Genomic DNA, 14,338 nt, shown 5'->3' with positions numbered 1-14,338 from the left:
CGTATGGATTTATATCGTTTTGAAGCTGTTTTAGCAAATGGTGTTGTGCCTGTAGTTGTCGTTGCACAAAGTGAAGAACAGGCATTTCAACTTGTTGAAGTCGAATTAGAAAAATATTTCTTACCTTTGCCAGAAGTGAAAGAAATTTCTCTATATGAAAAAAAGAAGATTCGAAAAGGTGCAGCGTTTGTGATTTATGAACAAGAGACTTTGTAATGCGAAATAAACAATAATGGAAACTTCCGTTCATAAAGGAATGGAAGTTTCACTTTAACTAGGAGAAATGAGGAGAGAGGATGGGAAAAGTATATATTGTGGGTGCGGGGCCAGGAGATCCAGAATTAATTTCAGTTAAGGGAGTAAAGTGCATTGAACAAGCGGATGTCATTTTATATGACCGGCTTGTGAATAAAGAATTACTTTCTTATGCAAAACCAGATGCAGATCTAATTTACTGTGGGAAATTACCAAACTATCATACGATGAAGCAAGAAACAATCCATGCGTTTTTAGTGAAATATGCGAAAAAAGGAAAGGTCGTAACAAGGTTAAAAGGAGGGGATCCGTTTGTATTTGGGCGAGGGGGTGAAGAAGCAGAAGCGTTAGCAAAACATAGTATTCCTTTTGAAATTGTTCCTGGCATTACAGCAGGAATAGCAGCTTCTGCGTATGCAGGGATTCCTGTTACACATAGAGAAGTAAGCGCTAGTTTTGCAGTTGTAACCGGTCATCGAAAAGAAGGGGCAGCGGAAGAAATAAAGTGGGAAAATTTAGCGGAAGGTGTCGATACGCTAGCGGTATATATGGGAGTTAGTAATCTTCCGTATATATGTGAGCAACTTTTGAAATATGGGAAAGAAGAAGAGACACCAGCTGCTATTATTGAGTGGGGGACTACTTCGTCACAGCGTACAGTTGTAGGAACATTAGGGACAATCGTTTCTATTGCAGAAAGTGAAAATATTCAAAATCCGAGTATGATTGTCATTGGAGAAGTCGTTCGTTTTAGGGAGAAAATTCACTGGTTTGAACAGCAAACAGAAGTAGCATATCCAGTAAGTGGAGTGTTGTAAAATGAAAGCGGTACTGTATGTATGTCATGGAAGTAGATTAAAAGCTGCGAAAGAAGAGGCGATACAGTTCGTTACGTCTTGTATGAGTCACATTCATGTGTTTATTCAAGAAGTTTGTTTTTTAGAGTTAGCGAGTCCATCCATTGAAGAGGGAATTGCTGCTTGTATAAAAAGAGGAGCCACAAAAATTATTGTCATACCAGTTTTTCTATTAGCAGCAGGACATGTAAAAAAAGATATTCCATATGAATTACAAAAAATAAAAAATAAATATGAGAACCTTGAAATTGTATATGGTGATGCATTTGGAGTATCTGATTTGCTTATCACAGCTGCTTATAAAGAAAGTGGTTTGGAAGAAAATAAGGAAGAAGCAACACTTTTACTAGTAGCACGGGGAAGTAGTCATCCAGAAATAGTAGAGAATATGAGAGAGATTGCGTTTTTATTTCAGCAGCAGAAAAATGTGAAAACGGTGGAAGTGTGTTATTTAGCTGCGGCAGAGCCGAGATTTGAAGATAAATTACAAGAAATAATAGAAAGAAAGGAAAAGCATATCATCGTTTTACCTTATTTATTATTTACAGGACTGTTAATGAAGCATATTGAAAAAGAAGCAAGTAAATATCAAAATGCGGATATACATATAAGTCCGTATTTAGGAAAGAATCCTACAGTTCAAAATATGTTAATTCAAAAGACAGAACAGCTATTAAGGAGCGATAAATATGTATCCACTTACAGTTCGAATTGAAAATAAGCGCGTTGTTGTTATTGGGGGCGGGAAGGTTGCTGGATTTAAAATTATACCGCTATTACACCAAGGAGCAAATATTATTGTTGTAAGTCCTAAATTAGATGCAAGCTTAGTGAAACTTGTCGAATCTCAAAAAATCCGCTGGTATCAAAAAGAGTATGAAAAAAGTGATTTAGAAGGGGCGTTTTTAGTGGTGGCAGCCACTAGCGATCCGTCCTTAAATGAAAGAATTGAAAAGGATGTTGGGACAAATCAATTGGTAAATGTGATTACAAATCCAGAAAAGGGAAACGTTCATTTTCCAGCTACTATTCATCGGGGAAAGCTCAATATAGCTGTTTCTACAGGAGGAGCAAGTCCGAAGCTTGCGAAGAAAATTCGCGATGAAATTGCACATAAATACGATGAGATATATGAAACATATCTCGATTTTTTATATGAAGTAAGAAGAAAAGTGAAAGAATTACAATTGGAAAAACGGGAGCAAAATATAGTGCTACAAGAAGTGTTAAAGCCTATATACCTTCAAAAAGAAGTGGAACGAGAATTATTTTTACAAACATTAGAGAAAAAGAGTCAAGTAGGATAGAACACGCATCGTACTTTACAAACAGGATCATATGATTTATAATCACAAGTATCTTTAAAATATGAAATCGATGAGCAAGAAGAGTATGTATATTTGAGGCGTTCAGAGAGCTGGGGATAAGGTGTGAGCCCAGTGCGATAAAATATACAGAATGGGCTTGCGAGAGGTATGCTGAACAATTGAGTAGGCAGCCCGGGTTCCGCCGTTAAAAGGATAGGGTATCGGATATTTCCTGTACCTGAAAGAAGTGGGGTTTTTTTTAATCCAATTGAGGTGGTACCACGGTATTCTATTACATATATCGTCCTCTACATGCATAACAGCGTGTAGGGGACTTTTTTATTTTAAAAAGGAGGTGCGCGAGTATGAAATGAAAGGGTATAATTTACAGAAGTAAGAAAATTCAGAAAAGGGGAATATATGATGAAAGACAAACAACAATGGACGTCGAAAATTGGTTTTGTACTCGCAGCTGCTGGGGCCGCAGTAGGACTTGGAGCAATCTGGAAGTTTCCATATGTGGCAGGTAATGGAGGAGGCGGAGCGTTTTTCTTAGTCTTTTTGCTTTTAACAGTATTTATTGGTATGCCTCTTTTATTAGCGGAATTTGTCATTGGGCGTAGTACACAAAAAGAAGCTGTTACAGCTTATAAAGTATTAGTACCAAATAGTAAGTTATATCCATGGATCGGTCGTATGGGAGTTGTCACTTGTTTTAGTGTTCTATCTTTTTATAGTGTTGTAGGCGGTTGGATTTTACTATATTTATATTTTAGTGTGACGGGTGCTTTTTGGGGAGAAGGAGTAAACTATGGCGAAGTGTTTGGAGCAACCATTTCGAATCCTATAAGTGCAGTTGGAGCGCAACTTCTCTTTATGCTTTGCACTATTTTCGTTGTGAGTAAAGGTGTGGAGAAAGGGATCGAAAAGGCAAGTAAATATATGATGCCGCTTTTATTTATTTTATTTATTACGATTATTATTCGTGCGCTTACGCTGGATGGTGCTTTTGCTGGGGTCGAGTTTTTCTTAAAACCAGATTTTTCAAAGCTAACGGCAGATACGATTCTATATGCAATGGGACAATCTTTCTTTTCGCTAACAGTGGGCGCATCTGTCATGGTTACGTATAGTTCGTATTTAAAGAAAGAAGAACATTTGGCGAAATCAGCAACATCGATTGTAAGTTTAACGGTATTTATTACAGTGCTTGCCGGTTTAGCTATTTTTCCAGCTATCTTTGCATTAGGGGTTAAACCGACAGAAGGACCAGGATTATTATTTATTATCCTTCCAGCTGTATTTGCCAAAATACCATTCGGACAATTTTTCTTTATTATGTTTTTGATCTTATTTTTCTTTGCAACATTAACTTCAGCTATTTCAATGCTTGAGATCGTTGTTGCTTCTGCAGCGAAAGATAATGTGAAAAAACGTCCTTCTGCATCTTTCATCATTGGTTTACTTATTTTTGTTGTTGGAATTCCATCTGCATTATCATTTGGGATTATGAGTGACGTTAAGATATTTGGAAAGACATTTTTTGATTTAGTTGACTTTGTAGTTAGCAATATTTTGCTTCCGTTAGGTGTATTAGCTATTTCGCTATTTGTGCCAAATAAAATGCGTAAAGATTTACTGATGAAGGAATTGGAAGTTACGGAAACAAGAGGGAAAACATTATTTCACATTTGGTTTTTCTTACTTCGTTATATGATCCCAGTAACAGTTATCATTGTATTTTTAAATGCAATTGGTATATTTAAAATGTTATAAAATAAAGTAAAACTTTAAACAGTAGGGGCTTCTTCATTCCCTACTGTTTATGCCCCCTCACCAAGCGGGCTATTACTGTCCTAAAATAGCGGGATAAACGAAATCATCCATGAAGGTTTTCTTCATGGATGATTTCGTTTTATGAATCAATTTCTTCTTATGAGTTCGCTGCTTGTTTATCTAATAAGCGGTTATAGGCTTTGTAAGCAACGGCAGCGGCTATAAATGATCCGATTAAAAAAAGTATCGAACCTCCGAGAGTGAAGAGACGTCCTATATAAGTTTCTTGTGCTTCTTGTAGCTCGTTTTGTAATTTTTCTTTATTCATAATCAAATCCTCCCAGATGAATGGGACTATTATTTTAGTCTATGTAAAAAGCCTACAAAATGTTAAAGAAATGAAAAAACTCGGTATGTACCGAGTTTTTTCATAGTCCGATATAAGGAGAAGGGTCTACTGCGTTTGTTTTTCCTACATTCCATTCGCCGATATGAAGTTCGAAATGCAAATGTTGTCCAAAAGATTGTCCTGTATTTCCCATAAATCCTAATTGTTGCCCTTGTTTAACAGTTTGTCCGTTTGAGACAGAACGGCTGCTCATATGCGCATATACAGTTGTATATGTTTTCCCATTTAGTCGATGAGATAAGTATACAACATTTCCGTAACTAGAAGACATCTCAGAGCGAATCACAACACCATCGGCAGCGGCAATAATCGGAACTGTACCAGAGGCTGCAATGTCGATACCGAAGTGATTCCCTAAAGAACGAGAACCAAATCCAGAAGTTTTTGAGCCAGCAGCTGGTTTAATAAATCCACCTACATTTGTATCATGTGGTACTGAAGTAGCTTGAGTTGAAGCTGCTGCTTGTTTTTTTGCTTCTTCTGCCTTACGCGCTTCTTCTGCACGTTTCTCTTCTTCCATTACTTTTTGAACAGCTTGACGCTGATTTTCTAAAATATTTTTCGATTCTTCTAAACTCTCAATCTCTGAATCTACTTGTGATACTTTTATATGTAAATCATTAATGAGATTTTGTTGTTGTTGCTGGTTTGCTTGTAATTCTTGTTGTTTTTGCTGTAATTTTTGTTCAGCTTCTTTCAGTTGTTGTTCTTTTTTTTCAACAGTTTCTTTTTCTGTTTTTACAGTTTCCTGATCTTGCGTTTGTTTTTTTACGATATCAGTATCGTTATTTAAAATTAAACTAACGGAATACATATTATCAACGAGATCTGCGAGGTTATTTGAACTTGTTAAAACTTCAGTTATGATATTTGTTCGCGGTTTTTCTTGCATAGATTGTAAACGTTGTTTAATCACTTCTTGACGTGTATCAATATTTTTTTGTAGTTGCTCAATATGTTTCTTTTTCTCATTAATAAGTTGCTGTGTTTTAGTAATTTCTTTTTTTGTATCATTTAAATCAGCTTCATTTTTATTAATGGAAGTTGTTAATTCATCAATCTTCTTCTGTAATTCTTGTATTTCTTTCTCCATTTGTTCTTTTTCAGCTGATTTATTTTGGAGTTCTTGTTGTTTACCTTCTAATTCTGATTGAATATTGGACAATTTATCTTGACTTGTTTCTGCGTGTACTGGTGAAAGTAACGGAGAAACAAAAAGAGTCCCTGCTGCTAAAACGCTAAAAGCTGCAAATTTCTTATTCATGAGTTGTCTAGCTCCTTTCCCACCTATGATTGTATATAAGAAGAAGAATGCTGTCTATTGTTGTAATCATAATGTAAAGAAAATTTTATAAAATTGCTGAATATTGTCGAATTTGGTTATTTGTATGTATTGTAATCCCTTTCTTGCCTATTTCAATAAGGATGAAAAAAATGGTGAAAATTCATTTTTATGTTATATGCATAAAAAGAAGGTACAACAGAAAAACGTTAATAAATCAAAGAAGGAATCATTCTCATGTTAGGTTTTCTTACATGAGTTTTGTTTTTGTCAAGAAAAATATTTGTATTCAGAAAAACTTATTTTGTTGTCAGATTTCATTTTATGATTTATCATTTTAAAGGGAGACAAATGTAGTGAATTGTCGAATTATATGTAATACTCTTAATTTCTTCACTTCATAGAAAAATAGAGTTATAGCATCTAAGAAGGGGGTTAGCAGCAAGTATGAAGAGAATTGGACTTGCGTGGCAAATATTAATAGGGCTTGCACTTGGTATTGCAGTTGGAGCGATTTTTTATGGCAATCCAGAGGTAGCAAAGTTTTTACAACCAATTGGTGATATTTTTATTCGATTAATTAAAATGATTGTTGTACCAATCGTTGTAGCGAGCATCGTTGTTGGGGTTGCAGGTGTTGGAGATGTGAAAAAGCTAGGTCGATTAGGCGGAAAAACAATTATTTATTTTGAGATTATTACAACAATTGCGATTGTTGTCGGCTTATTGGTAGCGAATATTTTCCAACCAGGAAAAGGCATTAATATGAATGAATTAACAAAAACAGATATTTCAAAATATACAGCTACAACTGAGCAAGTACAGAGTCATTCATTTGCGGATACATTTGTAAACATTGTTCCGACAAATATTATGGAATCACTGGCAAAAGGTGATATGCTTGCTATTATTTTCTTCTCTGTATTATTTGGTTTAGGTGTTGCAGCGATTGGTGAAAGAGGAAAACCGGTTCTGCAATTTTTCCAAGGGGTAGCAGATGCGATGTTTTATGTTACAAACCAAGTGATGAAGTTTGCGCCATTTGGGGTATTTGCTTTAATTGGGGTAACCGTTTCTAAATTTGGGCTAGCATCATTAATCCCGCTAGGGAAGTTAGTAATTGTTGTGTATGGATCGATGATTTTCTTTGTTGTTGTTGTATTAGGACTTACAGCGAAAATCTTCGGAATTAACATATTCCAGTTCTTTAAAATTTTAAAAGATGAGCTTATTTTAGCGTACTCTACAGCGAGCTCAGAAACAGTTTTACCAAAAATTATGGAGAAGATGGAGAAATTTGGTTGTCCAAAGGCGATTTCATCTTTCGTTATTCCAACTGGTTATTCATTTAACCTAGATGGATCAACGTTATACCAAGCGATTGCTGCAATTTTCTTAGCGCAAATGTATGGTATTGATTTATCGATTACACAGCAAATTACATTGTTACTTGTATTAATGTTAACATCAAAAGGGATTGCAGGGGTACCAGGAGTATCATTCGTTGTATTATTAGCAACGTTAGGTACAGTTGGAATTCCGGCAGAAGGTTTAGCGTTTATCGCAGGTATTGACCGTATTTTAGATATGGCACGTACAGCAGTTAACGTTGTTGGAAACTCTTTAGCAGCTGTTGTTATGTCTAAATGGGAAGGACAATATGATGATATAAAAGGACAAGCTTATTTGAAAGAGATATCTCGAAAACAAGTAGCGTAATAACGATTGAAAAAGCTCTCGCATAAATATGTGGGAGCTTTTCTACATTGGGAAGGAGAGAGGTATAATGAAGCGAAAATATGGAAATGGTGCCTCGTGGAAAAGATTGTTAGAGAAAACGTATGAAGTGCGGGCATGTGAGCAAGGTATGTTAGGTATTTTGCGCGTAATAAAAGTAAAGGAACCTAGTTATAAGCAGTATGATTATAGTGAAGTTTGTATTGTAAATGATGGCTATACATGGGTGCAGTATTTTATAAAGGGTAAAAAATTTGTTATTACAGCTATGTTAGATGAACAAAAAAATATAGTGCAGTATTATATTGATATTGCTAAAGAGTTTGAAGTAGATGAGAATGGCTTGCCATATTTTGATGATTTATATTTGGATGTCGTGTTATTTCCTGATGGGAAAATATATTTATTAGATGAAGATGAGTTGGAAGAGGCTTATGCGGAAGGAGATATTTCCAGAGAAGAATATAATGAAGCATGGGATATGGCAAGGTGGGTGATTGAAAGAATCGAAAAAGAAGAATTTCCGTGGCTTGCTATTTTAAAATATGAAATGGAAACATTGAAATGATTATTTTTTATATATAGTGATTGGTATATTCGTCGTATTGTGTTAATAGGAAGAAAATACCGATTATTTCTATAAAAATAATAATTGACTTTTGATTTATAAGCGAGTAAAGTTAGGAAAGATATTATTACAAATAAAAATATGAAACCTTCTTATAAAGAGAGGCGGAGGGACTGGCCCTATGATGCCTCGGCAGCGGACTCGATTTTGGAGTGCTGTGCCAAATCCAGCAAGCATGTGCTTGAAAGATGAGAAGAGTGTTTCTTATAGATGTATAAGACCTCTTCTTCTCGGAAGAGGTCTTTTGTTATTCAGTAGAAAAGGTTTAAAACTAGGGAGAGATGATATGGTGAAGGAAACGAGAGGAAATATTTTTGCTTTATTGCCACTTGGAATATTTTTAGTACTATTTATTGGTTCTGGAATCATTACAGGTGATTTTTATAAATTGCCGATCTTAGTAGCGATACTAATTGCGGTAGGAGTTGCTTTAGCGATGAATCGGAAAGAGAGTTTTACAACGAAAGTAGAACGCTTCGCTAAAGGAGCTGGGAATCCAGACATTATGATTATGGTATTAATATTTGTACTTGCTGGTGCTTTTTCAGAAACAGCAAAGGGAATGGGTGGAGTGAACTCTACAGTTAATTTAGCTTTAGCTGTTTTGCCACAAGGATTTATTATAGCTGGCATTTTTGTGATTGGTGCATTTATTTCATTAGCAATGGGGACTTCAATGGGAACAATTGCAGCATTAGCGCCGATTGCTGTAGGAATCAGTCAACAAACAGATATTTCAATTGCGTTAGCGATGGCAACAGTTGTAGGTGGGGCCATGTTTGGAGACAATTTATCATTTATTTCTGATACAACAATCGCAGCTGTTCGTTCACAAGGGACAGAAATGAAAGATAAGTTTAAAACAAACTTTTTAATTGTTTTACCCGCTGCTATGATTACCATTGTATTATTAGTTGTTCTTACTTTAGGAAATCATACAGAAATAAAGACACATGCATTTGATTGGGTGAAAATATTGCCGTATGCAGGGGTGCTTATTACAGCGCTACTTGGATGGAATGTACTCGTTGTATTAACAGGTGGAACCATTTTATCTGGTATCATTGGTTTTTTAGATGGTAGTTATACGTTAGCTAGCTTCTTTAAAAGTGTTGCAACAGGGGTAAGTGGAATGATGGAACTCGTTCTACTGGCAATTTTAATTGGTGGAATGGTTGAAATCATTCAATATAATGGTGGTATTCAATATTTAATGAATACATTAACACGTAATATCCGTTCGAAAAAAGGTGCGGAATTTGGAATTGCTGGATTAGTAAGCATGACGAATATATGCACAGCGAATAACACAATTTCGATTATATTCACTGGCCCTCTTGCAAAAAATATTGCAGATCAGTATAAAATTGATCCACGAAAATCGGCGAGTGTACTAGATGTGTTCTCGTGTTGTGTTCAAGGGCTCGTTCCATACGGAGCGCAGATGTTAACAGCAGCAGGATTTGCAGCTTTATCACCAGTTGAACTATTGCCGTATGCATTTTATCCGATTTTAGTTGGAATATGTGGTGTAGTTTCAATTTTAATTGGTTTTCCGAGATTTTCAAAAGTAGAAGAAAAAGGACAATTCCATAAAACAGCTTAATTTTTTATTAGAATAAGGCAAAAAAGACGCTCATAAAAGTTATTTTGAGCGTCTTTTTATCGTTTATAAGTCTTTTTTTAGTAGTAGTGCTAATCATGCTTTCTGACGTTATCGAGAGTACTGAGTATTTGATAGCCGTATTTTTGATAAAAATCTAATGCTTGGAAGCTGAATATATCAACCTTTATGAAATTGCATTTTTTTAAGCTTCTAATAGTAACTTAGAGACCTATTCTAGTTTGTGAATCTGAAAGTATGAATCGCTAACCAGTTCCAGCAAATTTCACCTAACAATCCTCCGAGAATTCGACCTGTATCATCTTTAAGAAATTATTGAATTCCTGAGTATGTACTATGTAAGTTCAGGTGGAAAATGTTTTAAATTGTATTGATAATTTGATTGTTTATATCCTTTTTATCGGTTGTATTTCTCTCTTTTATGATCTGTAAAATCATCCTTTATTATTCCCTCTCCCTCTTTTATCCTGCATGAACGGGCAGTAAGGCTCCTGTTTCAAAACTTAGTGAAAGCAAGGAAGTTAGGTGGAAATATGCTCATGAAAACTCGATACGTGAAGGGTAAGTTGGCAAAAGACCGATTGTGTCTCAGTCTTAAGTCTGAGATGAAAACGGTTCTTAAGCTCGTTATGAAAAATCAAAAAAATAGTTAAGATAAGAGTATCAAATCGAAGGGAGGCGAGCACAAGATGAAACAATTTCTAGCGTTTATCGCAGCCGGTATTTTGGCTTTAATTGCTCTTGGTAGCCTTGGTGGTATGATAGGATTTGCCATTGGAGCGGGAATTGTGTACTGGAGCTATAAATCATTTGTGCGAGCACAATCATTTTTTGGAAAGTTAGCTTGGGGGATTGTTGGTTTAATCGGTCTATCAATCGCTCTTTCACATTCTCCTGCATTGATTGGTATCGTAGCCTTGGTCGTTTTATATTACGGATACCATGAATGGAAAAAGGAAAAAGATGTAGGAATGGATTCTACTTCAGGAAGCTCTACAAAATATAGCAACTTTGAAGATGAGTGGAATAAGTTAATGAAAAACTAGTATAAACGAATCTAATTGATAAAATAGAAGAGAGGAAGATTAGAATGAAACAATCTTTATTTGGCCGTGTACGCGATGCGATTTTAGCAGATCTTCATAATGTATTAGATGAAAAAGAAAGAAAAAACCCAATTGCTATGTTAAACCAATATTTACGTGATAGTGAACGTGAAATAACGAAAATTGAAAAGTTAATTGAGCGTCATAAAACGTTAAAAACGAACTTTGCTCGTGAGCTTGAAGAGGCGCGTTATTTCGTAAATAAGAGATCAAAGCAAGCCATTGTTGCACAAGAAGCAGGAGAACTGCAACTACATGAGCGTGCTTTAGAAGAAGTCGCATATTATGAAGGGCAAGTGGCTCGTTTAGAAGAAATGTATGCAGGTGTGATCGAACAGATTGATGAATTAGAACGCCGCCTTTCTGAAATGAAAAATAAATTAAAAGAAATGAATGCAAAGCGTATGCAACTGATGGCGCGTGAAAATATGGCGCATGCGAATCGTCGCATGAATACAGCGCTTCATAAAATGGATGAAAACAATCCGTTTTTACGATTTGAAGAAATAGAAGATCATATTCGTGATTTAGAACTTCGCATAAATGAAGGGTATGAACGTGATACTTTTGATATGAAAATTGCTAAACTAGAGCGCGAAATGAAAGAGAAAAATGAAGTATCTTTAAACAAAGAAGGAATAAAATAATTGTAGTATATTATAAAACGAGCATATGATATAGTGATAGGGAAAAGGTGTTGGTAAGCAATACCTTTTTCTTCTATTTATCTCGCAGTAACGGGTAGCCTGATTGGTGAGGGCTCTAATCAGTGAGGGATGAAGAAAACGCCCAACGTTTCAAATTTTACTTTATATGTAATGAGAAGGGGGGAGCTGAAATGAAGCAACAATTTTCAAAAACACAATTTGTGGGGATGCTCCTCATTATATTTGGATTTGGTCTTTTTATCGATATGATTTCTGGACGCTTTGAACCAGGAGGTCTTATTTTTGCCTTTATTATGATTATGTTTGGAAGACATTATCGAAAGAAGAATCGTTATGTGAGAGGCAACGTGTTTTTGTTTATTGGGGGACTTGTATTTTTATTCTTTCTATTTTCATCAGCGGCCTTCGTACTTGTTGTATTCGCTTGTCTAGCATTTATCGGTTATCGACTGATTCAAGGGCAGCAGAAACAGCAAGCAGTTCAAGTTCAGATTAAGGAGAAAGGATATATTGATGAGGATAAACCAATCTATCGTTCTGAACCATATTTAAAAAACATGATGGTAGGAAACGTACGAATGATGGATCATATTTATGAACTGGAAGATATTAATGTTCAATATGGAGTCTGTGATGTTGAAATGGACTTAACAACGGCGATGATTCCAGAAGGAGAAACCGTCATTGTTATTCGTGGGGTAATCGGAAATATTAGATTGTACGTTCCATATGACATTGAATTATCTTTAAATCATTCTGTTATTGTTGGGAGAGTATTACTGCCAGGGCATGAAGAAACAGGTTTGAACCGAAATGTTACATTTAAAACAGAGCAGTATAGAGAAGCTCCTCGTCGTATTAAAATTATTTCTTCGCTTGTCGTAGGAGATACGGAAGTGAGGAAAGTATGATGAAAAAACAAGGAAATATTTCATGGATGTACATTCGTTATTCCATGCTATCTTCTATTAGTATTGCACTCATTTGTACAATTATCTATTTGTGGAAAAGTAAGCGAGATGTATATGATTTCTTATGGAAAGAATCCATTGCTTCTGTTCCTGTTGGCTTGTTAATAATGAGTACAAGTCTTCTTATTGGAGGCATTGTAGGATATGCGATTGGCTATTATGTAAAGCAGCGTATTCAAGGCTTGAATACTTTCTTATTTGAAGTAGAGCGCGGGAACTTTCCAAAAGATGTTTCGTTTACAGCAGAAGACGAATTTCATGAAATAGAGCGAAAAGTTATGACGCTTACTCGAAGATTAGAAGAACAAGCTGGATTATTTCAAAAGGTAACAAATGAACGAGCTCATTGGAATGAAGAAATGAAGCAAGAAGCTATTTCTCAAGAAAGACATCGCTTGGCAAGGGAACTGCATGATTCTGTAAGTCAGCAGCTTTTTGCGATGTCTATGATGATGTCAGCAATTAATGAGCAAGTAGATCAATTTCCAGAAACAACAAAAAAACAATTGAAGCTTGTAGAGAACATGGTCGTGAATGCGCAATCCGAAATGAGAGCGTTGCTTCTTCATTTACGTCCTGTACAATTAGAAGGAAAAAAACTAACAGAAGGTATAGAGGAACTATTAACAGAGCTTTCTAGAAAACAACATATGAAAATCGAATGGTTCGTTGAATCTATTCAATTAAAAAAAGGTGTCGAAGATCATCTATTTCGTATTTTACAAGAAGCATTATCTAATACATTGCGACATGCAAAGGCAAAGAAAATAGAAGTACGCCTTCGTCAAATTGATCAATATGCCATTTTGAAAATAATTGATGATGGTGTTGGATTTGAAGTGGGGGTAAATAAAGCAGGATCATATGGATTACAATCTATGCAGGAACGCGTTCATGAAATTGGAGGGACGTTAAAAGTACTTAGTTTCCCAAATAAAGGAACACAAATTGAAGTGAAAGTGCCAATTATGATAGAGAGAGGGGGAGAATCATGATTAAAGTGTTACTAGTTGATGATCATGAAATGGTTCGCATGGGGGTATCTGCTTACTTATCAACACAGCCAGATATTGAAGTAGTTGGAGAGGCGGAAAATGGCAGAAAAGGTTCAGAGCTAGCACTACAATTAAAACCAGATATCATCTTAATGGATCTTGTTATGGATGAAATGGATGGAGTGGAGGCAACGCGTGCGATTATTAAGGAATGGCCTGAAGCAAAAATTGTGGTCGTAACGAGCTTTTTAGATGATGAAAAGTTATATCCTGTTATCGAGGCGGGAGCAACGAGTTATTTATTAAAAACGTCAAGAGCAAGTGATATCGCAGATGCGGTGCGAGCAACTTATGATGGGGAAACGGTGTTGGAACCAAAAGTGACCGGTAAAATGATGTCTCGGATGCGCCAAAAGAAGGAACAACCATTACATGACGATTTAACAGAAAGAGAGTTTGAAATTTTATTATTAATTGCAGAAGGGAAAAGTAATCAAGAAATTGCAGATGAGCTGTTTATAGCGCTGAAAACTGTGAAAACACATGTAAGTAACATTTTAAATAAATTGAATGTCAGCGATCGAACACAAGCAGTTATTTACGCATTTAGACATCAACTTATAAAATAGAAAGGAGCTTCAACGAAGTATGTGTGTATTTTGTTGAAGCTCCTTTTTTAAACATGATCATCTAAAGTAACAAATTCTTAAATCCCCTATAGAA

At 35.5% G+C, this 14,338-nt stretch carries 15 protein-coding genes, 1 riboswitch and 1 other annotated feature; of the genes, 13 read left to right on the top strand and 2 right to left on the bottom strand.

What is annotated here, in order from left to right:
- Positions 1–3 precede the first annotated feature (3 nt).
- The 5 genes from MR063_RS06410 to MR063_RS06390 all read left to right on the top strand — a co-directional run bounded on the left by MR063_RS06410 (position 4) and on the right by MR063_RS06390 (position 4,195).
- Complete coding sequence (locus MR063_RS06410; protein WP_242142581.1) at positions 4–216, top strand: DUF3906 family protein; 213 nt, start codon at positions 4–6, stop codon at positions 214–216.
- 80 nt (positions 217–296) lie between these two features.
- On the top strand, positions 297–1,073 hold the full coding sequence (gene cobA, locus MR063_RS06405; protein ID WP_242195361.1) for a uroporphyrinogen-III C-methyltransferase: 777 nt from the start codon (positions 297–299) through the stop codon (positions 1,071–1,073).
- Between the two features lies 1 nt (position 1,074).
- Positions 1,075–1,827, top strand: a complete 753-nt coding sequence (locus tag MR063_RS06400; protein WP_242195358.1) for a sirohydrochlorin chelatase — start codon at positions 1,075–1,077, stop codon at positions 1,825–1,827.
- Entirely contained in the window at positions 1,802–2,419 is a 618-nt protein-coding gene (locus tag MR063_RS06395) for an NAD(P)-binding protein (RefSeq protein WP_242195355.1), read from the top strand. The genes MR063_RS06400 and MR063_RS06395 overlap by 26 nt, the downstream gene beginning before the upstream one ends.
- 61 nt (positions 2,420–2,480) lie before the next feature.
- Positions 2,481–2,731: a binding site (T-box leader), on the top strand.
- Between the two features lie 111 nt (positions 2,732–2,842).
- Positions 2,843–4,195, top strand: a complete 1,353-nt coding sequence (locus MR063_RS06390) for a sodium-dependent transporter (protein WP_242195352.1) — start codon at positions 2,843–2,845, stop codon at positions 4,193–4,195.
- 157 nt (positions 4,196–4,352) lie between these two features.
- On the opposite strand, the gene MR063_RS06385 is transcribed toward MR063_RS06390, so the two are convergent.
- Both MR063_RS06385 and MR063_RS06380 read right to left on the bottom strand, forming a co-directional pair.
- On the bottom strand, positions 4,353–4,523 hold the full coding sequence (locus tag MR063_RS06385) for a hypothetical protein (protein ID WP_242195349.1): 171 nt from the start codon (positions 4,521–4,523) through the stop codon (positions 4,353–4,355).
- A 100-nt stretch (positions 4,524–4,623) separates the two neighbouring features.
- Positions 4,624–5,868 (bottom strand): murein hydrolase activator EnvC family protein, encoded by a 1,245-nt coding sequence (locus MR063_RS06380; protein WP_242195347.1) that lies wholly within the window; start codon positions 5,866–5,868, stop codon positions 4,624–4,626.
- A gap of 465 nt (positions 5,869–6,333) precedes the next feature.
- Between MR063_RS06380 and gltP the strand changes: the two genes are divergently transcribed.
- From gltP to MR063_RS06340, 8 genes are all read left to right on the top strand, one after another.
- Positions 6,334–7,605, top strand: coding sequence for a glutamate/aspartate:proton symporter GltP (gltP, locus tag MR063_RS06375; RefSeq protein WP_242195344.1), 1,272 nt, complete (start codon positions 6,334–6,336; stop codon positions 7,603–7,605).
- A gap of 67 nt (positions 7,606–7,672) precedes the next feature.
- Positions 7,673–8,191, top strand: a complete 519-nt coding sequence (locus MR063_RS06370; RefSeq protein WP_242195342.1) for a ribonuclease FAU-1 family protein — start codon at positions 7,673–7,675, stop codon at positions 8,189–8,191.
- A 149-nt stretch (positions 8,192–8,340) separates the two neighbouring features.
- Positions 8,341–8,446, top strand: a riboswitch (SAM riboswitch).
- Between the two features lie 94 nt (positions 8,447–8,540).
- Positions 8,541–9,857, top strand: a complete 1,317-nt coding sequence (locus MR063_RS06365) for a Na+/H+ antiporter NhaC family protein (RefSeq protein WP_242142826.1) — start codon at positions 8,541–8,543, stop codon at positions 9,855–9,857.
- Between the two features lie 707 nt (positions 9,858–10,564).
- Positions 10,565–10,921: a lmo0954 family membrane protein gene (locus MR063_RS06360; RefSeq protein ID WP_242195338.1), complete on the top strand. Its 357-nt coding sequence runs from the start codon at positions 10,565–10,567 to the stop codon at positions 10,919–10,921.
- A 44-nt stretch (positions 10,922–10,965) separates the two neighbouring features.
- Positions 10,966–11,628 (top strand): PspA/IM30 family protein, encoded by a 663-nt coding sequence (locus MR063_RS06355; protein WP_242195336.1) that lies wholly within the window; start codon positions 10,966–10,968, stop codon positions 11,626–11,628.
- A gap of 191 nt (positions 11,629–11,819) precedes the next feature.
- Positions 11,820–12,560 (top strand): cell wall-active antibiotics response protein LiaF, encoded by a 741-nt coding sequence (gene liaF, locus MR063_RS06350; protein WP_242142591.1) that lies wholly within the window; start codon positions 11,820–11,822, stop codon positions 12,558–12,560.
- Entirely contained in the window at positions 12,560–13,615 is a 1,056-nt protein-coding gene (locus MR063_RS06345) for a sensor histidine kinase (protein WP_242195334.1), read from the top strand. Before liaF ends, MR063_RS06345 begins: the two co-directional genes overlap by 1 nt.
- Complete coding sequence (locus tag MR063_RS06340; protein ID WP_011984238.1) at positions 13,612–14,244, top strand: response regulator; 633 nt, start codon at positions 13,612–13,614, stop codon at positions 14,242–14,244. Before MR063_RS06345 ends, MR063_RS06340 begins: the two co-directional genes overlap by 4 nt.
- Positions 14,245–14,338 lie beyond the last annotated feature (94 nt).

Origin of the sequence: Bacillus cereus group sp. BfR-BA-01492, assembly GCF_022662815.1 — a bacterium.
Lineage (GTDB): Bacteria > Bacillota > Bacilli > Bacillales > Bacillaceae_G > Bacillus_A > Bacillus_A cereus_BD.
Note: the sequence above shows the minus strand (reverse complement) of the source record. Positions and strands in the feature narration are given on the sequence as shown.